The sequence below is a fragment of the Alteromonas sp. S015 genome (assembly GCF_036864485.1).
Classification (GTDB): domain Bacteria; phylum Pseudomonadota; class Gammaproteobacteria; order Enterobacterales; family Alteromonadaceae; genus Alteromonas.
The window spans coordinates 300,442-325,917 of sequence record NZ_JAZETO010000004.1 but is presented as its reverse complement, the minus strand read 5'-3'; the positions used below and the strand labels follow the sequence as shown (position 1 = coordinate 325,917).

The 25,476-nt window shown below is 44.0% G+C and carries 23 protein-coding genes; 9 read left to right on the top strand and 14 right to left on the bottom strand.

The annotated features are described in order from the left end of the window. Positions 1-159: 159 nt before the first annotated feature. A complete protein-coding gene (locus V7R42_RS10105; protein ID WP_334020055.1) occupies positions 160-2,832 on the bottom strand; it encodes a hybrid sensor histidine kinase/response regulator in 2,673 nt (890 codons plus the stop codon). A gap of 55 nt (positions 2,833-2,887) precedes the next feature. Continuing rightward, positions 2,888-4,171: an ABC transporter substrate-binding protein gene (locus V7R42_RS10100; protein WP_334020054.1), complete on the bottom strand. Its 1,284-nt coding sequence runs from the start codon at positions 4,169-4,171 to the stop codon at positions 2,888-2,890. A 186-nt stretch (positions 4,172-4,357) separates the two neighbouring features. On the opposite strand from V7R42_RS10100, the gene V7R42_RS10095 reads away from it, so the two are divergent. Both V7R42_RS10095 and V7R42_RS10090 read left to right on the top strand, forming a co-directional pair. Beyond that, positions 4,358-5,206, top strand: coding sequence for an SPFH domain-containing protein (locus V7R42_RS10095; protein WP_334020053.1), 849 nt, complete (start codon positions 4,358-4,360; stop codon positions 5,204-5,206). A gap of 63 nt (positions 5,207-5,269) precedes the next feature. Next, a complete protein-coding gene (locus V7R42_RS10090; protein WP_334020052.1) occupies positions 5,270-5,476 on the top strand; it encodes a hypothetical protein in 207 nt (68 codons plus the stop codon). 56 nt (positions 5,477-5,532) lie between these two features. Here V7R42_RS10090 and V7R42_RS10085 read toward each other — a convergent pair whose 3' ends face one another. From V7R42_RS10085 to V7R42_RS10075, 3 genes are all read right to left on the bottom strand, one after another. After that, complete coding sequence (locus V7R42_RS10085) at positions 5,533-6,345, bottom strand: choice-of-anchor H family protein (protein WP_334020051.1); 813 nt, start codon at positions 6,343-6,345, stop codon at positions 5,533-5,535. A 111-nt stretch (positions 6,346-6,456) separates the two neighbouring features. After that, entirely contained in the window at positions 6,457-6,855 is a 399-nt protein-coding gene (gene rraB / locus V7R42_RS10080) for a ribonuclease E inhibitor RraB (protein WP_334020050.1), read from the bottom strand. A 32-nt stretch (positions 6,856-6,887) separates the two neighbouring features. Continuing rightward, positions 6,888-7,613 carry a 1-acylglycerol-3-phosphate O-acyltransferase gene (locus V7R42_RS10075; RefSeq protein WP_334020049.1) on the bottom strand — a complete coding sequence of 242 codons (726 nt, stop codon included), beginning with the start codon at positions 7,611-7,613 and terminating at the stop codon, positions 6,888-6,890. 205 nt (positions 7,614-7,818) lie between these two features. Here V7R42_RS10075 and V7R42_RS10070 point away from each other — a divergent pair, with 205 nt between their 5' ends. After that, positions 7,819-8,958, top strand: coding sequence for an HD-GYP domain-containing protein (locus V7R42_RS10070; RefSeq protein ID WP_334020048.1), 1,140 nt, complete (start codon positions 7,819-7,821; stop codon positions 8,956-8,958). Positions 8,959-9,013: 55 nt separating this feature from the next. Here V7R42_RS10070 and V7R42_RS10065 read toward each other — a convergent pair whose 3' ends face one another. Further along, entirely contained in the window at positions 9,014-10,333 is a 1,320-nt protein-coding gene (locus tag V7R42_RS10065) for an aspartyl protease family protein (protein WP_334020047.1), read from the bottom strand. Between the two features lie 162 nt (positions 10,334-10,495). Here V7R42_RS10065 and V7R42_RS10060 point away from each other — a divergent pair, with 162 nt between their 5' ends. Both V7R42_RS10060 and V7R42_RS10055 read left to right on the top strand, forming a co-directional pair. Beyond that, positions 10,496-11,002: a hypothetical protein gene (locus V7R42_RS10060; protein ID WP_334020046.1), complete on the top strand. Its 507-nt coding sequence runs from the start codon at positions 10,496-10,498 to the stop codon at positions 11,000-11,002. Then, positions 11,002-11,208: a helix-turn-helix domain-containing protein gene (locus tag V7R42_RS10055; RefSeq protein WP_071815852.1), complete on the top strand. Its 207-nt coding sequence runs from the start codon at positions 11,002-11,004 to the stop codon at positions 11,206-11,208. The genes V7R42_RS10060 and V7R42_RS10055 overlap by 1 nt, the downstream gene beginning before the upstream one ends. Before the next feature lie 103 nt (positions 11,209-11,311). On the opposite strand, the gene glnG is transcribed toward V7R42_RS10055, so the two are convergent. The 4 genes from glnG to glnA form a co-directional block, all read right to left on the bottom strand. Further along, positions 11,312-12,721, bottom strand: coding sequence for a nitrogen regulation protein NR(I) (gene glnG, locus V7R42_RS10050; protein ID WP_334020045.1), 1,410 nt, complete (start codon positions 12,719-12,721; stop codon positions 11,312-11,314). Further along, positions 12,711-13,796, bottom strand: a complete 1,086-nt coding sequence (glnL, locus tag V7R42_RS10045; protein ID WP_334020044.1) for a nitrogen regulation protein NR(II) — start codon at positions 13,794-13,796, stop codon at positions 12,711-12,713. Before glnL ends, glnG begins: the two co-directional genes overlap by 11 nt. A gap of 130 nt (positions 13,797-13,926) precedes the next feature. Further along, positions 13,927-14,514 (bottom strand): DUF4124 domain-containing protein, encoded by a 588-nt coding sequence (locus V7R42_RS10040; protein ID WP_438823647.1) that lies wholly within the window; start codon positions 14,512-14,514, stop codon positions 13,927-13,929. Positions 14,515-14,758: 244 nt separating this feature from the next. Then, positions 14,759-16,168 carry a glutamate--ammonia ligase gene (gene glnA / locus V7R42_RS10035; RefSeq protein ID WP_014980177.1) on the bottom strand — a complete coding sequence of 470 codons (1,410 nt, stop codon included), beginning with the start codon at positions 16,166-16,168 and terminating at the stop codon, positions 14,759-14,761. A 459-nt stretch (positions 16,169-16,627) separates the two neighbouring features. Between glnA and typA the strand changes: the two genes are divergently transcribed. From typA to V7R42_RS10020, 3 genes are all read left to right on the top strand, one after another. Then, a complete protein-coding gene (typA, locus tag V7R42_RS10030; protein WP_334020043.1) occupies positions 16,628-18,460 on the top strand; it encodes a translational GTPase TypA in 1,833 nt (610 codons plus the stop codon). A gap of 270 nt (positions 18,461-18,730) precedes the next feature. Then, positions 18,731-19,108, top strand: a complete 378-nt coding sequence (locus tag V7R42_RS10025; RefSeq protein ID WP_334020042.1) for a response regulator — start codon at positions 18,731-18,733, stop codon at positions 19,106-19,108. 257 nt (positions 19,109-19,365) lie between these two features. After that, complete coding sequence (locus tag V7R42_RS10020) at positions 19,366-20,541, top strand: MalY/PatB family protein (protein WP_334020041.1); 1,176 nt, start codon at positions 19,366-19,368, stop codon at positions 20,539-20,541. 206 nt (positions 20,542-20,747) lie between these two features. On the opposite strand, the gene V7R42_RS10015 is transcribed toward V7R42_RS10020, so the two are convergent. Continuing rightward, positions 20,748-21,944 carry an Nramp family divalent metal transporter gene (locus V7R42_RS10015; protein ID WP_334020040.1) on the bottom strand — a complete coding sequence of 399 codons (1,197 nt, stop codon included), beginning with the start codon at positions 21,942-21,944 and terminating at the stop codon, positions 20,748-20,750. A 253-nt stretch (positions 21,945-22,197) separates the two neighbouring features. Between V7R42_RS10015 and V7R42_RS10010 the strand changes: the two genes are divergently transcribed. Beyond that, a complete protein-coding gene (locus V7R42_RS10010) occupies positions 22,198-22,899 on the top strand; it encodes a UPF0149 family protein (protein ID WP_334020039.1) in 702 nt (233 codons plus the stop codon). A gap of 62 nt (positions 22,900-22,961) precedes the next feature. Here V7R42_RS10010 and V7R42_RS10005 read toward each other — a convergent pair whose 3' ends face one another. From V7R42_RS10005 to V7R42_RS09995, 3 genes are all read right to left on the bottom strand, one after another. Further along, the gene (locus tag V7R42_RS10005) at positions 22,962-23,153 is read right to left on the bottom strand and encodes a hypothetical protein (RefSeq protein ID WP_014950582.1); all 192 of its coding nucleotides are present in this window, start codon (positions 23,151-23,153) and stop codon (positions 22,962-22,964) included. Between the two features lie 197 nt (positions 23,154-23,350). Beyond that, positions 23,351-23,779 (bottom strand): CopD family protein, encoded by a 429-nt coding sequence (locus V7R42_RS10000; RefSeq protein ID WP_334020038.1) that lies wholly within the window; start codon positions 23,777-23,779, stop codon positions 23,351-23,353. Between the two features lies 1 nt (position 23,780). Next, on the bottom strand, positions 23,781-25,457 hold the full coding sequence (locus V7R42_RS09995; protein ID WP_334020037.1) for a chloride channel protein: 1,677 nt from the start codon (positions 25,455-25,457) through the stop codon (positions 23,781-23,783). Between the last annotated feature and the right edge of the window lie 19 nt (positions 25,458-25,476).

Sequence of the window (25,476 nt, the reverse complement as noted above, 5' to 3'; positions counted from 1 at the left end):
TGCCGCCCTTGGAAAAGGGGCTTTGTAATAATTAAAGGGTTATCGAAGAGGTAACCCTTTTTTATTGGAACGTGAATACAAAACAAACATCAGAGGCGGTTAGCCTTATTTTATATTCTCAACGCGTCTCGTATTGATATGTATATTTACTTAATTTGCTCACAGCTGTTTGCCTAAATGTTGTTTTAGCATGCTTATCAATGACTTTTGCTTTATTGGCTTAGTAAGGTAGTCGTTCATACCCGCATCTATCGCGCTTTGCTTATCTTCCTTCATCGCGTTAGCAGAAAGACCAATAATAGGTATGCTCGTAAAGCCTTTTTCGCGAAGTAGTGCAGTTGCTTCATAACCGTCCATCACTGGCATTTGCACATCCATTAAAATTAGATCGTACTGCGGAGCATTTTCTACTTTTTGCACGGCTTGCTTACCATCTTCAGCAATGTCGAAAGTAAGTCCAAGGTTGGTAAGCATTTCACCGGTGACAAGCTGGTTTATATTATTGTCTTCTACTAAAAGCACGTGGCCTTCAAGCGAAATTGCTTCTACCTCGTCACTAAAATGATGTCCGTCATAATTTGCGTCTTTAGATATCACTTGGTAAACAAAGCGTTCAAATTGCGCAGGTGTGAAAGGGTGCATGATCAATGGTCCCTTCCATAGTGAGTCGTATTTAGATTGCAGTGCGCTGCCTGCACTTTCCATTACCAGGCCAACAGACTTCCCTTTTTCTAACAACGTGTTTAACCAAGCAATATTCTGCCTAAACTCACTGAACTCATGAATATCTACAATGATGTGTTCAGGTAAAGCGGCGATATTCTTGGTATCTTCTATCGATAGCGCAGATTTAGTCGACAGCTGTATTTGGTTGCAATATGCCTCGGGCAGCAACGCAGCCTCAGTAACATAAAGGCTATCAACAGGTAGCTGAGGTGTTTGCTCAAGTACACCGAGTTGATTTTTAAATGCTTTTAGCGGTAGTTCAACTTCAAATGTACTACCTTTTCCCATTGTAGACGTGGCATCAAGGCGGCCGTTCATAAGTTCAGTGAGTTGACTGACAATAGCAAGACCCAGGCCGGTGCCACCATATTTTCTGTTAGTCGAGCCGTCTGCTTGGGTGAAAGGCTTAAATATTCTATTTAGCTGCGCTGCACTCATGCCTATTCCGGAATCGGTAATTCGCATGGTGAGGTTTAACAGGTTCCCTTTATCGTTCAAGCTGCCGTCGAACTCAATATCTATACGCCCTTGCTCGGTGAATTTCACAGCGTTGTTGCCAATATTCATAATGATTTGAGCAATGCGTAGTGGATCGCCAATAACTTGCGGCGGTATCTTTGGATTTACCGTAAAGTGCACCGACAAGTTCTTTTCTTTTGCGCGCAGTGCAATCACGGCGATAAGGTTGTCGAACAGTGAATGCAAAGAAAAGCTGACTTCTTCAATTTTCAATTTACCGGCTTCAATCTTAGAAAAGTCGAGAATATCGTTAATAACACTAAGTAGTATTTGCCCTGAATACGCCGCCTTGTCGAGATACCCTTTAACGGTAGTGGAGAGCGCTTGCTGCTGTGCCAGCTCAATTAGGCCAATAATTCCATTCATTGGCGTGCGGATCTCATGACTCATATTGGCTAAAAACATGCTCTTAGAAGCGGTTGCTTGTTCGGCTTTTATTTTCGCCTCAGTCATCGCTTTATTTAAACTTTCAAGTTGCGAGTTCATAGTTCTCGCTTCATCTAGCAACTTTTCTGTCTCACTGTTTTTACCACTAAAGACAAGAGCGGCTTTCGCTAGCTTGCCAATTTCGTCTTTTCGACTGCTACCGGGAATATTGGAAATTTGTACGCCTTGCGCGAGTTTATTAAAAACTAAAGTGATAGAACGAATAGGACCTAAGATGCGAAGCATGGCAAATAGTGCTGCGGATAGAGCGAGCAAAATAGCAATTAAAGAAAATAGCTCTCCGTTACGCTGTGTGCTTTCGGCAAGCGTGTAAGTGCGTTGGGTCGCTATTTCAGAATCGGTGGTAACTTTTTTAGCTAATTCACCACTTAGATAGAGAAACTCATTGGCGGACCCAGCCATGACAACGTTAACTAAGAATAAATTACCTTGTGTTATTTGAGTCAGCTTAACGAAATCGGCTTTGATTTTTTCCGACACCCCCTTCACTCTTTCTTGAAGCGCGGTGTTTTGTGTTAACGTTGCATTGCGTAGTGAGTCTGCGGCCTCATTGAACGCCCGAACAAAATTCATGTCGGGTTTCATCAGGTATTTCAGCATCGCGTTCTCTGCGCGAATAAGAAGCGTTTTTGCCAGCTCTTCGGAGGCAGAAGATATGTCACCTTTTGCTTTTGCGTCACTGAGTATCCTTTCCAGCAACGTAATATCAGATAGTGTACCCCTTGCGATTAGGTTATCTCTTTCTGACCGGGCATCAACAACTTGGGCAAAGTTCTCTTCGTAGGCATTGAGATGCTCCCTCATTCTAGTAAGAATATGGTTTCCTTCCTGTTCTCTGTTGTCTTCGCCTACCAGCGCCAATTTGTCGAGTTTGCTGTTAATGGTCAGCATGAGCCGACTGAAACGAGTAATGGCGGATTTACTCGCATTCTCTTTGAATATGAGTACATTGCGCTGTAAATCCACCACATCCCGTTCAAGTTCTTTTACAAGTGCCACATCAACCACCGCTTTTGAAGCCGATGCTACCCCTTTGTTTAGAACCTCTTGGTTCTTTCTGGCAATAAACCCCTGAGCCAAAATAAGCGCAATAAGAGCGAGTAGTACGGTGACCAGCTGAATTCGAATTGACGATAACATGTGAACTAAAAAAGCCTTATTCCATTAACGTTATGGTTTTTTACGTAACGCGATATTATGCGGTTATGAATTCGTACCACTTTTGTAAACTGTATTCATAGGTTGGCATAACGGTGTTCCATACGGCAACATTGCTAAAACGCTCTTCATAACTACCACCATTGCGCTGAGCACCTTTTTTAACACTTATATTTCCGTCGGGACCCGCAAGGGGCTCAGATGCCACTCGCCCCTTGTACCAGTAGTCCCACTCTGCTTTTGAAAGATACTGAGCCGAACGTTTAGGGTTAGAAATATAGTAGCCTTGCCTAGCTATAAATGCGCCAGCCCACCCTGACAACCACCAGTTCATATATTCGTAAGCCACATCTTTCACTCTGCCTTGAGTGGCTGAAGATAGGCACATTACGCCATGCCAACCGCGGTAGCCTTCTTTTGGTGCTGCAAAAGTAACCGGAATATCTTGACCATTTAATACAGAGACCGCTGGGGAGAACATACTTTCAATAGCGACCCGTCCACTTTTCATAAACTCAACTGACTCGGGGACTGAGGTCCAAAACCCATTGAAATGATTTAATTGAGTCAACTCTATAAGTAAGCTAAACAGATCATCAAGTTCATATTCGGTCATGGCACCTATATCTTGAAATTGGATGAACCCTTTGGCTTGGGCGGCTAGTGCTAGATCGAACAGCCCAATTGTCGGATCGTTCACTATGCCTACTTTTCCTGAGTAGCGACTGTCTAGAAGCCAGCCCCAACTTTCCTCTTGCCCCTGGAGTTCTTGGGGCAACGTCGACGTGTCATAGCCGAAAGAGTCTACGTTGTGTACGTAGGGTAAAAAACTAATGGTATCGGTATGGTTAGCGCCTAGCGTGCCATCGTCCTGCACATTAATAATTTTATGTGGTGCATCACCAGCACCCATTCGCGCATTTTCAGTAAGCTTGCCCGTTTTACTTAAATTATTTATTTCTTCCCAGTACTGAAGGCGTTTTTTTTCAATGGGTTGAATAGCTTGAGCGCGCCATAATACATTAATGCTATTAGACCATTGCTCATAGAGGTCGAATGACGCAGGGTTCATTGACGCCTTTTGAAGAACGGTTGCACTGCCACCAGGTTCGAACTCAACATTAATGCCTAAGTCTTCCATGGCGCGCTGGCGAATGGCCTCTTGGAGTGTGACATGGGTACCCAGCACTCGTAGCGTAGGTTTTTCTTTTCCTATTGAAAAAGGGGCAATGCCCGCAGTTAGCCCAAGTGCAAGACCGCCTTTTAGCAAGGTACGACGCTGCACAGAAGAAGCAGCGCTTTTATCAGTATCTGAAGTCATTAACGTACGTCCATAGTAAACGATGACCTTATCTCATTCTGGCATCTATTTCATAGAGTTACCAAGAAATGTTATCCAGCGTTAAAAATTAATGGTTGCTTTGACATATTTAGTTACATATCAACGTTAGCGAGAAATCCTTTTATGACTTATAAAGATATCAAAATGATATCAAGAGGTGGTGGTATGAGAGAAAAGAAAGGGTTTTCGGTAAACGGATACTTGATGATCGGTGTCTTATTAATCGCACAAGCTGCGGCATTTTTCTACGCCGTGTCGGGTATTTCTGAAATCGGCGGAGTACTTAGCATATTGGTGGGCAGTTTGTGGTTGGGCTATTTTATGGTACAGCCTAACCAAGCTAAGGTGATGACATTTTTCGGCAGCTATGTAGGTACCGTTTCTGAAGTTGGCTTGCGTTGGACTATTCCTTTTTTCCGCAGAGCTAACATTTCGTTGCGGATAAGAAACTTTGAAAGTGCCAGAATTAAGGTGAACGACAACCAAGGGAACCCTATTGAAATTGCGTCTATCGTGGTTTGGAAAGTCAGCGATACTGCTGAAGCGATGTTTGACGTAGACGATTATGAAAGCTTTGTTCGCATTCAGAGTGAATCTGCTATTCGGAACATGGCGAGTAGCTTTCCTTACGATCCTCGTGATGATGAGCAAGCGGAAGTGGCCCTTCGCAGTCATCCGATAGAGATCTCTGAGCGGTTACAAGAAGAAATACAGGCGCGTCTGGCGAAAGCAGGGATCACCATATTAGAGTCTCGTATAAGTCATCTTGCTTACGCGCAAGAAATTGCAAGTGCCATGTTACAGCGTCAACAAGCTTCAGCTATTGTCGCAGCACGCAAACAAATTGTAGACGGTGCTGTGGGAACGGTTGAAATGGCCCTTCAACGGCTAAATGAAAAAGGGGTCGTTGAGTTAGATGAAGAGCGCAAAGCGACAATGGTTAGTAACCTACTAGTCGTACTGTGCGGTGATAAATCAACGCAGCCTGTTATTAATACAGGTACAATTTACTAGTAGAGTTTCAAGTTTGTAATTTTGGTGCCGCAGAGTTGCTCTGTGGTACATAAGGTTTTTATTTTGGCAAAGAAAAAAGCGTATCCACTTAGGATTAATGAAAATGTACTTGCCGCTATGGAAAGGTGGGCCGCTGATGACTTGCGTAGTGTTAATGCACAAATTGAGTATGTATTAAGGCAAGCGCTTGTGAAGCAAGGCAGAGTGAAGCTGGTCGAAAAGGTTATTGTTGAGGTTGAAGAAATAAAAAACACTCAAAAAGATAACTGAAAGCAAATTGAGAGTGTATCAGCTATCTTTTTGAGACAAGTAACACTAACTAGCGTTTAGATATTACGTTTGCTTGCACGTCTTGTAAGCACAATGCCGCCTAACAAAAACAATGGAAGTAACGACCAAGCACCGCCGTGTTCTTCTACTATTACTACCGTATCTTCTACGATGTACTCGTTATTCTTACTTTCAAGAGGAAGATAGGCCAATGCGCTGTCGTCATAGGCATCGATATACGCCACTAGGACTTCAGTATCTGCATCGTAAAGCTCCAACAAAATGTCGTATTCGCTAGATGGAAATCCAGATATTAATGAACTCTCAATAGTGAATGTATCGGTTGAATCTTCTGAATAAATATAAAATTCAGATGATACGTGAATCGCATCGTAAATACCGTCTTTACCTAAATACAAAACAGCGTATACAGGCGCTCGTGTGAAAATCGTGTCGGCATCAAACTCGATTGAAAATGTAGAGTGATATCCGTCGTAATCAATGTCTTGTTCAAGCGTAACCCAACTTTCATAAATCCAAAATTCGTTAACGCTGCTTACTACGATGTCGCTTGATGATTTGTTTACACCCAGATGTTGCTGATGTGTATTCGTTTTACTAACTGTATTTTGTTGTGCGGTAGTGCTAACGGCAGACTGCTCAACCAGGCTGTCACTTCGCAAATCGCCTGTTGTTTTAGGTAAAAGTGATTCTGAAGCTACGAAGGGTTTGTCGTAACGGAATTCGGTCGAGGTAACCTGTTTATCTTCTGATTGACTATCAGAATTTGCATGTGCAGGTGATAAAAGAGCAAGCTGTAATGTGGCGATAGCAGAGTATGCAGTAAGTGCTAATACTAAGTTTTTCATCTGTCCATCCTTTTCCAATCGATAATGACATTGTCATTGTTGACGGAAAAAGATGAACAAAAGCTGAAGAGTAACTTAATGGCTCTTCAACGTATAAAGTGACAGTGAAGTTTAGTCGTCGAAATAATGGTCTTCTTCTTCGTACTCACCTTCCTCACGTGGTTCAAAGTACGTACCCCATCCATCGTAGGTCACGTTGTGTTTATCGGCAATTTTTAGCAAAGTGTCTGAATCAGCATTAAGCTTTTCAATATCTAGCTTTCTTTCTACCACGGCGTCGAAGCAGAAAATGGTTTCGCCATCATCTAGAATAAGCTCTTCGGCATCTGTCACTTCAAAACCGGCTTTGAACGCATCAACAGCCGCCTTTTCTAGTACGTCGAAATCGGTGCTGGCGAAATGGTGCTCAATGGTGTAGTCGGCATCGGCTTGACTGCCATCTTCTAGAAGGGCATCAATCGTTTCTTGGTTAAATTCGTACCACTCTTCTCTTTCATCGAACTGGGTCATAATAAACACTCGTTAGCAATTTAGGCGCAAGTTTACCTGCTTTTTTCCAGTTCATCGACCTGTGTATTGAGCGCATCAAACTTTTGTTTCATTTCATCGTTAAAGTGCACCATCCACTCTTTGATCGAACGTTCTTCTGTTAGCGGTTCAGGCGCAGAAATATCAATGAGTACAATACCGTTGTCCCATCGGTTCCATTTTACTTTGTTGTGTAGATTGCTAGCCGTTACCATAACAACCGGCTCATTGGTGGTTTTGGCTAAACGAAATGCGCCTTGTTTGAAAGGTAGAATACCCCGGCCATAACTTCTGGTGCCTTCAGGAAATAGCCATACGGATGTTTTCTTCTTGGCGATGCGATTGGCGGCAATATCTAAGGTGTTACGCGCTTTTCCTGAGTTTTTTCTATCGATCATGATATTTCCCGACAGCCAATAGATCTGGCCGAAAATAGGGATCCACTTTAAGCTCTTTTTACCAATGGTCACCACGCCGGGCAGTGCAGCTTTACAAATCGTAATAACATCAAAGCTATTTTGATGATTCGCAATGAAAACGTAAGGTTCATTCATTTTCACTGCGGGATCCCTTTGAATAACAATTTTAAGACCAACAATTTTGGCCATTAGCGAATATAAACTTCCAGCAGCATGAACGTTATCTTTGTGAAAAGGGCGTGCTATGCAAACAACCAACAGAATAATGTTAATCAGTAGAAAAGCGATAAAAAGTGCCGGAATGCGTAATAATGCGATCAAAACAACTCCTAGATACAATTGACGCGCGCAGTATAGATGAAGTTTCAGCGTACACTTGTCCGATGAGTTTTTATAGTATGGAAGGTATAGCTCATAAACAAGTGGGTAAAGTCGCTATGTTTATCACCTTTAGTATGAGGAAATTTTGCCGATACCCGTTTACAATAATAAAAAGCGCAATCGAACCTAACTCGGTAACCACTATATGCAGACATTTACTCCAGATGACCTAGAAGAAGATATTCTTGCTGACCTTATGGAGGAAATAAACGAACTCTATGAATCAAGTGAACAAACCTTGATCGAACTTGAGCTTCGTCCGGAAGACAATGAATTACAGCGTGCACTATTTCGTTCCATTCACACTATTAAAGGCGACTTGGGTCTCGTTAATTTCTCTCCCATGATTCCGCTTTTGCAACATGTTGAAGACTTGCTAGATTATTTGCGTAAAGGGCAAGTGGCGTACACAAGCACTATGAGTGACTTAGTACTGCTTACTATGGACAGAGTGAAAGCCTTCGTGGAGGCTGTAATGGCCAATGGTAAGGCTGAGTATGATGACAATCTTCACAATCAGCTTGTTTTAGCGATTGGCCGTGTGACACCTGAAAATTCCGCTGAGCATGAGAAGCGCCTGACCGAAGCTGTTCTATTACTTAATCCAGCATTGGATATTGTTGCTGATAAAGATGATCCCCAGAACGTTCAGATAAAGGCGCCTACATTAGCAGCGACAGGTATCCCTAAGGATATCAGTAGTGAAAAAAAGCAAGACATCCTATTTTTCCGAGACTTAATGCAAACCATTGAGCGTCGCTCTAACTATTGGGCTGGTCGTGGCGATCGCATTGCAAAACTGGCCATGTATATTAACGACGTGGCAGAAAATCCTGTCGATGAAGACCAGCTTGCTGTAGCCAGCTATGTGCACGACTTCGGGATGGCCTTCATGCCACTAAAGCTTTTACATAAAGGAGATGCGCTAAGCGATATCGAATTTAATCTAATGCGCTCTCATGTATACAAAAGTGCCCGTTTGTTAGAGCACCTAGATCAATGGGACATGGCGCGCAAAATTGTGATGCAGCATCACGAGCGCACCGACGGAACGGGTTATCCTCTGGGCATAAAAGAAGACGATATCTGCGAAGGTGCGAAGTTGCTCGCTATTGTTGATACTTACGATGCAATGACACATCCAAGAGCACACAATGAAGACAACGTGCTTTCTAAAAAAGAGGCGGTAATTGAGATAAATCGCAGTGCTAAAGGGCAGTTTAGTATGAAATGGGTAAGGCATTTCAATCAAGGAATGACAGCACTTTTAACCAAAGGGCAGTAAGCACTGCCCTCTGGTTTCAATTTGAATTAGGTGCTAATTGAATGGTAGGCTGCCTTTAAATTCTCGAATCAAGCTGTAATTCACTACAGTGTTTCTGTTTTTGGAATTCCCAACAAAGTGGCACTGTTTCCTTCTTAGGGTGACTCAGCACCATTTTTAGTTTATCGAAGTTTGCATAAGTAACCGGCTTTCCCTCGAATTCAGTGATGATACTATTTATCGGGATCTTGGCGGCAAAAGCCCCAGTGTCTTCAGCAACGTCCAGGACAATGGCACCTCGGGAATGGGGGAGCAAGCGAAGGCCAGAACGGTTTGTGCCTATAAAGGAAGTAAATTGCTTACTGGGTTGGTACCACATGCGTTCTGTAGAAAAATCAAACACAGTGTTAAAACGTTTTAAAATTTGATTGCCTACTACCCCGTCGCTTCCGTCCTGCGAATTACTGCCTTCAAATCTGAAATATGTTGGTAGGTGATCAAACGTGGTGTTGCCAAAAGAGAAGTGAGTGAGTAAACCCACGAGATTAGCCGAATCCCCTTGAATTCCGGTACTTGTTGCTACAAAGGTTTTATCTGGCAACGCAAAACGGTCATTCTCAGCAAATAAGCTCAATGTGCCTGTCGAGCCAGTATCTAGCATGAGTTTTACTGTTTTCAGTTTCTTTTTATCGTGAAGTGTCGTTGTGAAGTAGGGCGTATTGTTCTCTACAGGCATTGCGATTTCCTGCCACTGCTCAGTGCGATAATGCGCTCTGCTGTTATCGTCCGGTTTGGTAATTATTAATGTCTTAGCGTCGTGATTTATCTCTACAAGACAACAATTAAAAAAATCAGCGCCAAGTACACCGTCGAAATAAGTTTCATCTACACTGCGAAACGGCATTGCAGATGTTGGCGCGTAAATTACCGATAAATCGGCGATAGAAAAACCACCTAATTGAATATGGGCATCACTCACAATATAAGCCGTTGGTGCCTTACCGCTTCCAGCTCCCCCAATTGTGATTGGCTTATTCGTAGATAAATTAAGTACATTGGTTTTATCCGTTTCGGTAATAACTGTGGCGGCTGCGCCCGAGTCTAATACAAAAGTCAGGGGCGTAGTTTTGTTAAGCGTAATATTCACCAAAATGTGGTTATTGAGCATAGTGAAAGGCACTACTGTTTGGGTTATGGATTTATTTACGAACTCTTTGTCAGCGTTTTTGCCCTCGCTTTGCCAAGCGATTTTCGCATTCTCATTTTTCCATTGAAAGGCAGCCATGTCCCAAATGCGACATCCTGACAGACTAATGAGCATAGTCGCAATTAGTATCCAACGCAGACAACTGCGTTTGGCGCAAAAATATGAAGTTTCGTTAGCGTGATTTGACATGACAATTACCTCGTTGTTTTTCTTAATTGTAAAGGAAATTAATTATTGTAATACAATAATATTTTTGCGTTTTGTTATAAAATATTTCTGTTTTGTGAGGTTTTTTTGTGTTGTGGATAGCGGTGGCGTAAACTTATAGAAAAAGGACAAGAAGGGCGCGCAATGCAATCTATAGAAAATCTAAAACAGGTAAGTCACTTTACTCGAATGATGTTGTTTGCTGCTGTAGGCATTTTTTTTAGTATTGCCATCTACGGCTTCGTAACACAAGGGCAGTGGTGGGTAACCTTTGGAGACAATCAATTTGACGCCTTGTGGCTTCAGTACAAAGAGTTACATTTCTTATTAGCAATCATTTTCTCTCCCTTGATTGGTTGCTGGCTGCTTGGATTCTATTTTCTTCAGCGCCTGTTACTTGCACTAAGCAGAGGGCTTTTTTATGCAAAAGCCACGTTACGTTACTCGAAATACGTATCTTGGATTACGGTTTTTTATGTTTGCTACAAAATGATAATGACCCCTTTGGCCACTTACCTAGTGGTGGACAATAGTTCAATTGATTTAAGCCTTAACCCCATGTCATTAATTGTAGTGTTGTGCTTACCTGTGCTAGTTCACCTATTTAGCGCTGCGGCCGAGTTAGATAAAGAAAATAAAGAGATTGTGTAATGCCTGTTCTTGTTAACCTTGACGTTATGATGGCGAAGCGCAAAATTCGCTCTAAAGATCTGGCGCAGAAAATTGGAATAACCGAGGCAAATTTGTCGCTTTTGAAAAGTGGCAAGGTTAAAGGCGTTCGGTTCACGACATTAGAAGCAATTTGCCACCATTTACAGTGCCAACCTGGCGATATATTGGTGTATGAAGATGAGTAAGGGAAATTGAAAAGGACACGACATGACATGAAGTGACTCCCAATAGTTGGATTAACCAATCACTGGGGTCACTTTAGAAAATGCCCCTTTTGATTTTTATGCGTTAATTTACATTTAATTCCTTAAGTTTACGGGTAAGCGTATTTCTTCCCCAACCTAAACGTTTAGCGGCATCTTGCTTGTGTCCGTGAGTGTGCTGAAGTGCTCGCTCAAGCATAACGCGCTCAAAGGTCAGCATCGCGTCGTTAAGGATATTATGATGACCATCTCGAAGCTGTTTGTCGGTCCAGCTAGCGAGTAATTCAGGCCAATCGCCAGACTCCGCGGTGGGCTTCTCAATGCTACTGTCGCTGTGAATCTCTGGCGGTAAATCGCTTGGCAATACTTCTTGGCCACTTGCCATTACGGTTAACCATCTGCACACGTTTTCAAGCTGTCGAACATTACCCGGCCAGGGGAGTTGCGACATTACACGCTCGGCATCTTTTGAAATACTTTTAGCTTCTACATCGAGTTCTTTTGCTGCGCGACGCAGAAAGTGGCGCGTTAGCAGTGGAATGTCTTCACGGCGTTCATTCAGCGATGGAAGATGCACGCGAATAACGTTCAGGCGGTGAAATAAATCTTCCCTAAATTTACCTTCAGCAACACGCTGCTCTAGGTTTTGGTGGGTGGCTGCGATTATGCGCACGTCCACGCTCACTGACTGATGACCACCAACGCGATAAAATTGGCCATCGGCAAGCACCCGTAAAAGTCGGGTTTGCACATCTAATGGCATATCGCCTATTTCATCTAAGAACAGTGTTCCTCCATCAGCCTGTTCAAAGCGGCCCTGACGAGCAGCTTGGGCGCCGGTAAACGCGCCTTTTTCATGGCCAAATAATTCTGACTCTACGAGGTCGGCGGGAATGGCGGCCATATTGAGTGCGATAAAGGGCTTACTCGCTCTGGGACTGTGTCTGTGAAGGGCATGCGCAACTAACTCTTTACCCGTTCCTGATTGCCCGTTAATAAGCACGCTAATTGAAGAACGAGACAGGCGGCCTATTGCACGAAATACTTCCTGCATAGCAGGCGCTTCGCCAATGATTTCGGTTACTACATCTTCCACTTGTGCTTTAGAAACGGTTGACTGTTCTCTTGCGTGAGCAAGCGCGCGCTGCGATAAGGTGACCGCCTCGTCAATATCAAATGGCTTTGGTAAATATTCAAACGCGCCTTTTTGATAGGCGTTGACTGCGCTGTCTAAGTCCGAATGCGCCGTCATAATGATAACGGGGAGCATTGGGTGTGAGGCGTGCACTTCGTTTAGTAACGTCATGCCGTCCATTTGTGGCATTCTTATATCTGAAATGATGACTTCAGGGGCTTGGCCGCTTTGAAGTTGAAGCAATAAATCTTCAGGGTTTTCAAAACTCAAACAGCTGATATCGGCTGCTTGTAAGGCCTTTTGCAGCACCCAACGAATAGAACTGTCATCATCGACAATCCACACAGACTCATTCGTCATCGTCTGTCTCCTTACGATCTATTGGTATGTAAATTACGAACTCAGTGTGACCAGGGTAGCTATCTACATCAATTTTGCCGCCGTGGTGGTTTATAAGGGTTTGTGAAATAGACAAGCCCAACCCAGAGCCATTTTGCTTGCTCGTGACCATGGGATAGAAAAGTGTGTCTTTTACTTCAGCCGGAATACCCGGGCCGTTATCAATAATTTTAATTTTTGCTACCAGCGCGTGACGTTTCGTTTGAATTGTCATTTGGCGTTCTATTCGCGTTATTAACCTAATTTGTGGGTTAGGGGTTTGGCTTTCTGTTAGTGCCTGAACGCTGTTGCGCACAATATTGAGCACCGCTTGCTGGATCATGTCAGGGTCTAACATGAGCGGCGGAATACTAGGATCGTAGTCACGAACTATGGTTATAGGGTTGTCTGAGTCAAAGCGCATTAAGCTGCGTATTTTTTCTAGCGCTTGATGTACATTGCTTTCTTCAAATCGAGGTAGTGAATTGGGCCCTAGCAAGCGATCAACTAAGTTTCGCAAACGATCAGACTGCTCAATGATCATGCTTGTAAATTCTTTGTGCTCGTCAATCAGCTCTTTTTCTAATAGCTGTGCTGCACCGCGAATACCACCAAGAGGGTTTTTGATTTCGTGGGCAAGGCCGCGAACCAATTCCCGTGCTGCGTAATGTTGCGCGTTTTGTAAAGTTTCTCGAGAAATTCGCTTTTGCTGGTCAATCTTTTTAACTTCAAATAGCAGTCGTGGGCCGTCTTCGAAGTGCAAGTTGGTAACGGTTAGGTCGGCAGATACATAGCGATTATCTCGAAAAGCCAACTTAATTTCGTTTTCGGTGAAATCTTCACCTTTTCTGATGGCGGCTTTAAGTCGAGTGGTTTCTATTGTACCCGGCAAGAAAAAATCTTGAAGTGGGTGTCCAATAAGTTGTTTTAATCCAGTCTCAAACAACGCCTCACCCGCGTGGTTGGCGTAAACAATCGTAAGTTTGCTGTCTACCATTACCAGTGCGGTATTGAGGCTATTGATTAGCTGTTGTGTTTCTAACTCGGTGGAATGCATCCGAGCTCGTCTCCTTTGCACTATAATTGTGCATTGTAGCTTGCAATGATGCGCTGCGCGAATAAAGAGCTCAAGAAGAAATGTTCAGTGAACCTCTATGGTGCGCATACTTAACAATGGTTGCACGCTATTAGTTATTGATTAACGCCGATGCCTGATGCAGGTAAAGGGTTTGTAATGGAGACGATGCAAGAGTCTTGCCCGTATTGTTAGTGAGTTCAACTTTATAAGTATGTGCCCCACGATGGATACCAGAAAGCTTAAAGACACCTGAACTATTGCTAACTAATGGGGCGTCGTCAAATATTAATCGATAGATTGGCGCTTTAGGTGCACCAGGTTGCGCGGCAGAGATAGTGAATTCACCCAAATTATTGCGAATTGTCGCTTCAGGTGCAGGTGACTTAATGACTACGCGATAGTTGGGCTTGGGGGCAGCCGGCTTCGAAGGGGTAGGTGGGGTAACCTTTGCCGCGGTTACTACGTTTTGCGTTTTTACATCGAACGCTAGTGGTTCTGAATTTTGCTGCGGTTTGTCGGTGTAAGTCACAGACCCATCTTTTCCAACCACTTTGTATATTGTCATTGGTGAAGAAGACGTTGCAGCAGCGGAGGCGTTAGCATCTTGACTAAGCAAAGCAGCGTGTAGAGGAGTTAATCCGAAGGCGCCGCTCATTAGCACTGAAATTAAGCAAATGTTTAGCTTCATGTTTTTCACGTGTCGTTACCTAATCAATGTGGTTTTGGTTGGCTAACTTACTCTCTTGCTCACTTCTTATGTTTAGCCTATCGCTGATTGAGTGCGGCCACATTAAACCGAGGTTTGTGGTTAGCTCATTGAATTGGCGATGCACTTTTGAATAGTACGTTGTCGCATAGGCATAAATGCATAGTAGATAATAAGCGCGCATAAAAAAAGCCCGCAGAGCGGGCTTTAGTATAAATTGCTATACAGTGCGAATTTACACGCTGTAGTACATGTCGAACTCAACTGGGTGAGTAGTCATGTTAAGTTTGGTTACTTCCTCAGATTTAAGGTCGATGTATGCATCAATCATGTCGTCAGTCATAACGCCACCTGCTTTAAGGAAGTCACGGTCGTTATCAAGAGCTTCAAGCGCCATTTCTAGCGAGCTTGCAACTGTTGGGATTTCAGCAGCTTCTTCTGGCGGTAAGTCGTACAAGTCTTTATCCATTGAATCGCCAGGGTGGATCTTGTTCTTAATACCGTCGATACCCGCCATAAGCATAGCGGTGAACGCTAGGTATGGGTTAGCTGTTGGGTCAGGGAAACGAACTTCGATACGACGTGCTTTATCGCTAGTTACGTGAGGAATACGAATAGACGCAGAACGGTTACGTGCAGAGTATGCAAGCATTACCGGAGCTTCGAATCCAGGAACTAGACGCTTGTATGAGTTAGTTGAAGCGTTAGCAAAGGCGTTGATTGCACGCGCGTGCTTGATAATACCACCGATGTAATAAAGTGCTTCCTCAGAAAGGCCAGCGTACTTGTCACCTGCAAAGATGTTTACGCCATCTTTAGAGATAGATTGGTGACAGTGCATACCAGAACCGTTATCGCCAACAAGCGGCTTAGGCATAAAGGTAGCTGTTTGACCGTATGCGTGTGCAACGTTGTGAACAACATACTTGTAAACTTGGATTTCGTCAGCTTTCTTAACTAGCGTGTTGAATTCGCAAGCAATTTCGTTTTGGCCAGCAGTTGCTACTTCGTGGTGGTGAGCTTCGATAACAAGGCCCATCTCTTCCATAACTAGGCACATTGCAGCACGGATATCGTGAGCAGAATCTACTGGTGGTACTGGGAAGTAACCGCCTTTAACGCCAGGGCGGTGTGCCATGTTGCCGCCTTCAAACTCTTCGCCAGAGTTCCATTTTGCTTCAGAAGAGTCAATCTTGTAGAAAGAACCCGCCATGTCAGTGTGGAAGCGAACGTCGTCGAAAAGGAAAAACTCTGGCTCTGGGCCAAAGAAACATGTGTCACCGATGCCAGTTGATTTTAGGAATTCTTCTGCACGGCGAGCAACTGAACGTGGATCACGCTCATAACCTTCCATTGTAGAAGGTTCAACAATGTCACAACGAATGTTTACTTGTGTTTCTTCAGCGAAAGGGTCAACAACGCAGCTTGTTGCGTCTGGAAGAAGCACCATGTCTGATTCATTGATGCCTTTCCAGCCAGCGATTGAAGAACCATCGAACATTTTACCTTCTTCGAAAAACTCTTCATCAACAACGCTCGCAGGGATAGATACGTGTTGTTCCTTACCTTTTGTATCGGTAAAACGTAAATCTACAAACTTCGCTTCACTTTCTTTAATCAGCTCTAATGCCTTTTCTACTGACATCGTGTCCTCCAGGTTTAATGTAAAAATGCGGAATGATCAGCTTCACTCCAACAGTGGCAAAAGTGAAAGCGATTATCATGCCATCTATATGTACACCGATTTTTATGGCATAGACGGGCATCTATCACTTCCGTTTGAATTAAAATGCGCCATATTGGTGCATCGCTGCACCAATATGGCGTTTTGTGCTCATTTGTACGTCAATCAGCCTAGATTACTTTTTAGTGTATAGCCACTTAATATGATCAATTCAGTGCAAAAGTGCGTGGTCATTTATTGGTCTGGTTTTCGAAAAGCAATAAAACTCGTTTCTATCAAAAAAAAGATGCGCAAACGTCGTGGTTTTTCTGTACAATCCGCGCAAATTTTTCTATCTGCATTTTTTTGCAACAAATCTAATGCAGACTTATTCGATTTCCGAAATAAGTCGGCATCGATTTACACAGGCTCTATATAAGCATGAATACCACTGATATTAGTAAATTGCGTAACATCGCAATCATCGCCCACGTTGACCACGGTAAAACCACCCTGGTAGACAAACTGTTACAGCAGTCTGGCACCCTTGAATCTCGAGGCGAGCAAGAAGAGCGCGTAATGGACTCGAACGACATCGAGAAAGAACGTGGCATTACCATCCTAGCTAAGAACACAGCGATTAACTGGAATGACTACCGCATCAACATCGTAGACACTCCAGGGCACGCTGACTTCGGTGGTGAAGTAGAGCGTGTCATGTCAATGGCCGACTCTGTACTTCTACTTGTAGATGCACAAGAAGGCCCAATGCCACAAACGCGCTTTGTTACGCAAAAGGCATTCGCTCAAGGTCTAAAGCCAATCGTTGTTATCAATAAAATCGACAAGCCAGGTGCTCGCCCAGATTGGGTTATGGACCAAGTATTTGACCTTTTCGACAACCTAGGTGCGACTGACGAACAGCTAGATTTCCAAGTTGTTTACGCTTCTGCACTTAATGGCTGGGCGTCACACGATGCTGACGAGCCGCAAGAAGACATGAATGCGCTATTTGAAACTATCGTCGAGCAAGTTTCTGCACCTGATGCAGACGTAGACGGTCCTTTCCAAATGCAGATTTCTCAGCTTGATTACAACTCATACGTGGGCGTAATCGGTGTAGGTCGTGTTAAGCGTGGCTCTGTGAAGCCAAACCAACAAGTAACGGTTGTTACTGCTGATGGCGAAAAGCGCAATGGTAAAGTTGGCCTTGTATATGGCTACCTTGGTCTTGCTCGTCACGAAGTTGAATCTGCGCATGCTGGCGACATCATTGCTATCACAGGTCTTGGCGAACTTAAGATCTCTGACACAATTTGTGACGTTAACACCGTAGAAGCGCTTCCTCCACTTACGGTTGATGAGCCTACGGTAACCATGACGTTTCAGGTAAACACGTCACCGTTTGCAGGTAAAGAAGGTAAGTACGTAACCTCACGTAATATCCTTGAGCGTCTTAAAGACGAACTAGTACACAACGTTGCGCTGCGCGTTGAAGAAATGCCTGATCCGGACAAGTTCCGCGTATCTGGTCGTGGTGAACTTCACCTAGGTATTCTTATCGAAAACATGCGTCGTGAAGGTTACGAGCTTGCTGTTTCTCGTCCAGAAGTAATTCTGAAAGAAGTTGACGGCGCAACGCAAGAACCATACGAAACCTTGACCATCGACTGTGAAGAACAGCACCAAGGGTCAATCATGGAACAGCTTGGTCTGCGTAAAGCGGAAATGACTGACATGTCTCCAGATGGTAAAGGTCGTGTACGTATCGACTTTATCATTCCAAGCCGTGGCCTAATTGGTTTCCAAACAGAGTTCATGACGTTAACGTCGGGTTCTGGTTTGCTATATCACACGTTCGATCACTATGGTCCGTACAAAGGCGGTATCATTGGTAAGCGTAAGAACGGTGTACTTATTGCCAACGCAAATGGTAAAGCACTAACTAACGCCCTGTTTAACCTTCAAGAGCGTGGTCGTCTATTCATCGGTCACGGTGTTGAAGTGTACGAAGGTATGGTTATCGGTATTCACAGCCGTGACAATGACCTTACTGTGAACGCGCTTAAAGGTAAGCAGCTTACTAACGTTCGTGCATCAGGTACTGACGAAGCGCAAACACTTGTTCCACCAATCAGAATGTCACTTGAGCAAGCGCTTGAGTTCATCGATGACGACGAGTTAGTAGAAGTGACGCCTGAGTCTATCCGTATTCGTAAGAAGCTTCTTACAGAAAACGAGCGTAAGCGTGCATCGCGCGCACCTAAGTCTTAATCATTTCTAAGACTTAAATCGATTTTAAAAATGCCAGCTGTAGCTGGCATTTTTTATTACGTTTCCCAGGCGTTTCTACTCACGTACCTCTTCGGCCATTATAAAAAGCTGCTACTAGCGCTAAGCGACGAAAAAGCGTAAATGTCGACCAAAGGTTAGTGGTCAAAAGCGTCTTGAGATTCTATGCTTGATAATACACAGGATGCTTTTAGTGTTAAGCTAAGTTGTTGTTATATTTGTGACGAATGACCTAATGAAAGGGGGAAAGTCGTGTTTGCTGTAGCAGTTGTTGAAGATGATCCCATCACACTTGACCTTATTGCTGACGCGTTAGAAACGCAGTTAGATGCTACCGTGTATCCATTTACCCGTAGCAAATTCGCAAGGGACTTTTTGCTGCAACAAACCTCAGATTCCATAAGTTTGATTATTAGTGATCAGGTAATGCCGGAGTATGATGGTCTAAGCCTTTTAAAAACTTGCCAGTCATCGGGTTTGAATGTCCCATTTTTGCTTATTACTGCCGATCCGAACAAAGAGTTAGTGATAGAGGCACGTAAGCTGCAAGTCACCGCGTTTCTCGCTAAGCCACTAAATATGGAAGAACTGATTCAAAAATCGAAAGAAGTGGTCTCACAGGTTAGCTGAGTCTGTCAGTTAGCGTCGAAGGATAACAGTAGCATTGAGACCAAAACTATACACAGAAAGTTAATTGGGCCTTTCGTTAGGCAAGGATTCGAACACAGAAGCTAAACGAGCCGGTTGCCATGTAGACTCATTGAATTAGTCTATATAAAAGTACATTTCGATATAGTAAATTCGAGTTAATTCATCTCACTCCTCTAGTTTATGAGGCGCTAAAATTCTACACTGATGGCATAAGTTTTTATGTAACAGGATGCAATGTGAGCGCCTTATTCGATAATATCCCTCCTAGAAAAGACACATTTTCGTTTAAATGGCAAAAGTACAAAGGAAAAGACATCATTCCTGCGTGGGTTGCTGATACCGAGTTTCGCTGTGCGCAGCCTATCCTAGAAGCCATTTCTGCTCAGGTTGAGCATGGCAACATGGGCTACATACTGCCCGCCCACCACGATGGCGCCATTCAGGCTGTAGTGAGATGGCTTAAAGATAAGCATAATTGGGAAATTCAACCCGAGTGGCTAGTGTGGACACCAGGCGTTGTGCCAGCGTTTAACGTAGCGTGTAAAGCCTATTGTGAACCCGGTGATAAAGTACTTATTCAAACACCTAATTATCCGCCTCTACTGGCTGCCCCAAAACTAAATGGTCTTGAACGGGTAGATATAGGCACGGTAGTGCAAAATGACGACGGCACGAGTTCTGAAACTATCTCGAGTGTTGAAGGTGCGCGCTATACGTTAGATTTTGAAGCATTAGAAAGAGAAGCGGCTGATCCTAAGTGTAAGATGTTTATTCTTTGTAACCCAATGAACCCGGTAGGTTCGGTGCTTACCAAAGCTGAATTAGAGCGCATTGCTGACATCTGTAACGCGAACAATGTTAAGCTATGTTCTGATGAAATCCACTGCGACCTTATTTTAGAAGAAGGCAAGCAGCACATTCCGGCGGGCCGTGAGACAAACCTTGCTGAAAATAGCGTTACGCTAATGGCCGCCAGCAAAACATTTAACATAGCTGGTTTGGGCACCTCTTTTGCCATCATCCCTAATCGCCAACTGCGACAGGCATTTACTAATGCCGCAGCGGGCATCGTACCTTGGGTTACTGTATTGGGTTTAGCGGCAACGGAAGCTGCGTTCACGCAGTGTGATGATTGGCATCAGCAGCAAATTATTTACTTGCGTGAGAACAGAGACATGGTGTTCAACACCATAAATAGTATTGACGGGCTTAATATGCTCAAAGCCGATGCGACGTTTCTTGCGTGGGTAGACGCCAGTGGGCTAGGTGTAGAGAACGTTCAGCTATGGGCTGAAGAAAAAGGCGTAGGCCCGTCACCAGGCATCGACTTTCACAAAGCGGATCATTTCAGAATTAACTTTGGCTGCAGCAAAGCGATGCTCCAAGACATTCTGCAACGCCTCGCCAGCTAAAAATTGGGGTCAGAGTACTTTTTCAGCCCCAAAATGGGGTCAGAGTACTTTTTATAACGACGCTCTCTATTAAAAAGGGCCAAAGTATAACTTTGGCCCTTCTCATATGCAGTTAGTTTGTTAGTCACGTAATTTCATTGCTATCTGCGAGCGCACACTACAATGACACACAAAGGAAGTAAATTACTCTGACCCCACTTTTGAAGCTAGCTAAATACGCCGATTAGTTTATACAGACCTAAACCAATCACAGTTCCCACTACTAGAAAGCCAGCCAGGTTACTTTTCCATGTGTTTCTAAATTCACCCAGTGCGGTGCTTTTATTCATAACGACCAGCAGAAATATGGCAATAATTGGCAGTAAAAGAGCATTAGTCGCTTGAGCAAACAAAATGGCGGGTAGGGGCTTAAAGCCAAGTGCTGCAACGCTCACACCTACTACAATGATGATAAACCATACCACTTTAAAGCTCTTGCTTTGCATATCGTCAGAAAGCCCTAGCGCTCCTGTTACCGCATAAGCGGCTGCTAGCGGTGCAGTGATAGCACTGGTTAAGCCAGCGGCGAACAATCCTAGTGCAAAGAACCATTGGGCTTTGTCACCTAACACCGGCTTAAGCTGCTCGCCCATGTTCGAAGCGTCCATAGTGGCAGCTTGATTGAAGAACGCCATCATTGCTGTTGCCATTACGACAAGTGTAATAAGCCCTCCCATACTAATAGCTCTAGCAGACTGGTTTCGGCACGCGATGACCGCTTCTTGTTTATCTTGGCCTTTCGATGATTTTGCAACCAAACTGGCGTGAAGAAACAAGTTGTAAGGCACTATGGTTGTGCCTATGAGGGCAAGAACGGTCGTAATAGCATCTGCGTCTAATCTTGGTGAGGTGAATTGGCTAAACATGGCAGCGAAATCAGGTTTGGCCACCAACAGTGTGATAAGAAAAACGCCAGCCATAATAAAGACTAGATACACCAGTACTGTCTCTATCCATTTGTAGCTGCCCGACCAGAGCAAAACTATAGCGATAGTGCCCAAAATACTGGCCCAGGGGCCAATGCCTATACTGATAAATGCGTCTAGGCCGATTGCAGCGCCGGTTAGGTTGCCCGATTCGTAGGCTGCATTACCAATGCCGATAGCACTGACGATAAGCACGATAAAAAGGTTCTTTAGCCATGGCTTGTAAGCCATGTTTTTCATGGCACTGGCTAGGCCTTGGCCGCTGGCCACACCTAAACGCGCAGCCATGTCTTGCAATACTATGGTTGCGAATATAGAGAAAAGAAGCGCCCATACTAGATGAAAGCCAAAGTTTGCACCTGCCAGACTGGCCGTAGTTACTGTTCCAGGGCCGATAAAGGCGGCCGCGATGATGTATCCTGATTTATCTTTTGCCATTGCAACGACTCTTAGTTAAGTTTTGCTATCATGACAATAGGTAGGCGAGCACGCAACAGTACCGCTAAACCAATACAGTAACAGATTGGTTTTAAACCTATTGTCGCGTACCCAGTGTAGAAGTTTATTGTTTACTCTCTATCTTATTTCCCATTATTTGGGGTAGATATAAGGTTATAAAGCATGCCTTCTACAAAGTGGCCGCGCAGACTACCGTTTCATAAAAGAGAACGCAAATTAAAATAGGATGGTAATGGTGAAAGATGAGTTTCCAATAAACACAATCAGCAATATTGTTTCGCTTCCCACTTTCGAAAATGTGCTTCCGGATACTTATTACGTAGATGGAATGATCTTTGCCGTTGCCTCCGCTCCAGAGATTCCCATGCCTGAACAGTGGATGCCGTGGCTCATACAGTCCAGTGACAGCCACCTTGTAGATAAAGATGTAGATAAGCTTGCCGATACATTAATGAATGGCCTTCGGGCACATTTAGATTTTATGCGTCAGGAAAAGTCGCCCATACCTAGTGAATTAACCGTTGCGATAGAGGTGCAAGGGGCAACGAGGCCTTCCAAAGAGCTCGAAAGCTGGCTAAATGGACTTTTACACGTACACAAGCAATTAGAGCCTGTATGGCAAAATGCTTGGAACCATTGGGAAAAGCATTTAGAAAAAAGTAAGGCGGACAAGAAAGACTGTGACAATAACGAGCTTGAGGAAACAGAACCAGCAGAAGCTCGCCTGTCTCGATGTTTAAAGCTTTTCTCAACGCTTGCTAATATTGAATTAGCCTTGTCTTACAGAAACAACAAACAAGCTGCTCAGCTTGAGAGTAATATATACATGCTTGTTAAACAGCTTCCTTCGGTGCTGGCTGATTACACGAAATTATCAGGGGAGCTAGCAGGTGCGTTACCCAATCAATTTGAAACCTTTAACAAAGTAACCTAGGGGAAAGTTTGATAACAGGGAGCTGCAGGAGAAGCAAAAAACAACAAAACGCTAATTTAAAATTAGCGCTGTCTTTGTTGTTGATGTCGTTGATTCAACGTGTGTTTAAGCGAAGCAGTATAGCTATCTAGTTCAAGCTTTGCCTTTTCGTATTGCTCGTTGAGAAGCCGCGAGGCAGGCTCCCTCATAAGCGCCTTGAAGGCAATGTCTGTCTGTTTGAGCAAATGCTTGAGGTGTTGATTACTGTCATCCATGGTTAGCATTCCGATAAAAACAATTTGTTAAACCCGAGAAGCTGCAGGTTCTGGGCGATTTTGTGCAATGCTTACAACACTCTCAACAACAAGCTAAAAAAATACTTCTCACACTGCACAGTAGTACTGGTTCCTTGAGTACTGACTTTTCAATAACTTTGTACGTGCGCCTTTACTATTTAGTTTGACGTTAACTTTTATAAAGGTTTTACCACAGCCAAGCAAACGATGGCGAGAATGATAAGCACAGGCGCTTCATTTAAAAAGCGATAAAAGCGCGGAGAGTGTCTATTTTCGTCGCGTGCAAATTGCTTCATTAGCTTAAACAAATAGAAGTGATAGCCGTAAATAGCAAGAAGCAGCAGCAACTTTATATGAAGCCACCCTGACATTTTAAACCAAGTTCCACCATAGCTGACAATAAGCGCAACGCCGAACGCCAGAGTTAACAAGGCGAATGGTGTGACGAAGAACCACAGGCGACGTTCCATGATCTTAAATTCGTCTTTTACCACTTGAGATTTCGTTGTCGCGTGATAGACAAAAAGTCGGGGTAAATAAAAAAGTCCTGCCATCCAAGCCAGCATAAAAAAGATGTGCAGCGCTTTAAACCATAAAATGTACATACTAATAATGAGCCTTTTGTAAGAAGCTTTGTAAGATATTCCACGTTACTACGCCAATGATATCGTTAAGCTCCTGATCGTAAATATAAACTGCGCCAGAGCGCGAATTTTTAAGGTGTTCGTATACTTCGTGTAGGGTAGACTGCGCACTAATGCCTTCCATTTCGTAATAGTTTAACGCTGTTGCATCGTGTTCTAAGCTTACATTGTATTGGACCAGCTTATACTGCACATCTATTTCAAATTTTAACTTCTGAATGACAATTTTTGTTGGATCGCTTTCTAAGTAGTCAATTAACGCTTGCTCCGGCGCATCGTGAAATAGCTTGTACTCGGTATTCATTGCTGCAAGTACGCCCGTTTTCTCAAGTGCTTCACGAATAGATGAGATCGCGTAAGGGAGGTTTTGATAGTCAAGCTGGCGTATGAAAATAGAGCGGTTGCCAAAGAACTGCGTAGAAGTCACGTAAGCAGGCACAATGACCAACATGGCAGGTAGAATAATTTGCGGGCTGTACGATAGTTCCATAACCGCAGAGAGCGCTGCAAGAGGCGCGTGCAATACTGCGGTCAACATGCCAGCTATGCCTAACAGGGCGAAGCTGTTGGTAAATTCGGGTACGTCAATAAAGTACGACAGTGGCAGTAAAAGTACGGCGCCAGCGAGCATGCCAATAACCATAACCGGGCCAATAATTCCTCCTGGAATACCGAGGCCAATTGCAAATACCGCCAAAACAACTTTAAACACCAAGGTAGAAACCAGCAACAGCGCGCCGGGAGAGCTATCAAATAAGTGCTCAACATCGATAAAGTTGGCGCCAAGGGCTTCAGGTATAAACATGCCAATGGTACCGGTAATAAGTGCAGCAAGTATTAGACGCCACACCATGGTAACTGGTCTGAACCACGTCATTACTCGCATGAGCTGGCTATTGAATAAGACCGCCAACATGCCTAAAAGAATGCCTAATAACACTAAATAGAAATACATCCACTGACTAAATGCATTGAACGATAAAAACGACAGCTCGTTTACCTCTCCAAATACAATGCGAGTGAGCACAGAGCCGCAGGCAGCAGCGAGCATAACAGGAACGAAAATATGTATTTTGTACTCTCTAAGTACCACTTCCATCACGAAAATTACGGCTGCAAATGGGGTGTTGAATGATGCTGAAATCCCGGCCGCAATTCCGCAGCCCGCAAGAATTCGAATGCTGTTGTAAGGTAAGCGAAGCCATTGCCCTAAGAAACTACTGCCTGACGCGCCTAAATGAACGGAAGGGCCTTCTCGACCAACCACGAAACCGCCGGCAAGAGCTAGCATGCCGCCAAAGAATTGGTTAATCGTGGTTCTGAAAGGAATATGACCGTAATAGTATTTTACCCTGTGAATCACGAAAGGAATACCCAAGCGATAGTGCTTAAAGCCTGTGAGAAAGGCGATAAATAATATCAAGCCTACACTCATGAGCGGCATGATAAGCCAAACTAACCAGTCATGAGCAAGAGCCGACTGAAGCGACGTAACGCCTGTTTCTTGAAGCCATTCAACGCATAGACGAAACAATATAATAATAAGCGCCGCGCAGGTCCCCCCAACAATGCCAAGCATACACAACTGAATAGATGTGCGTGGATGAGCTACTTCCTCTCTTAAAGCCTGCAAGCGCATGATGTGGTACAGTAGGTTA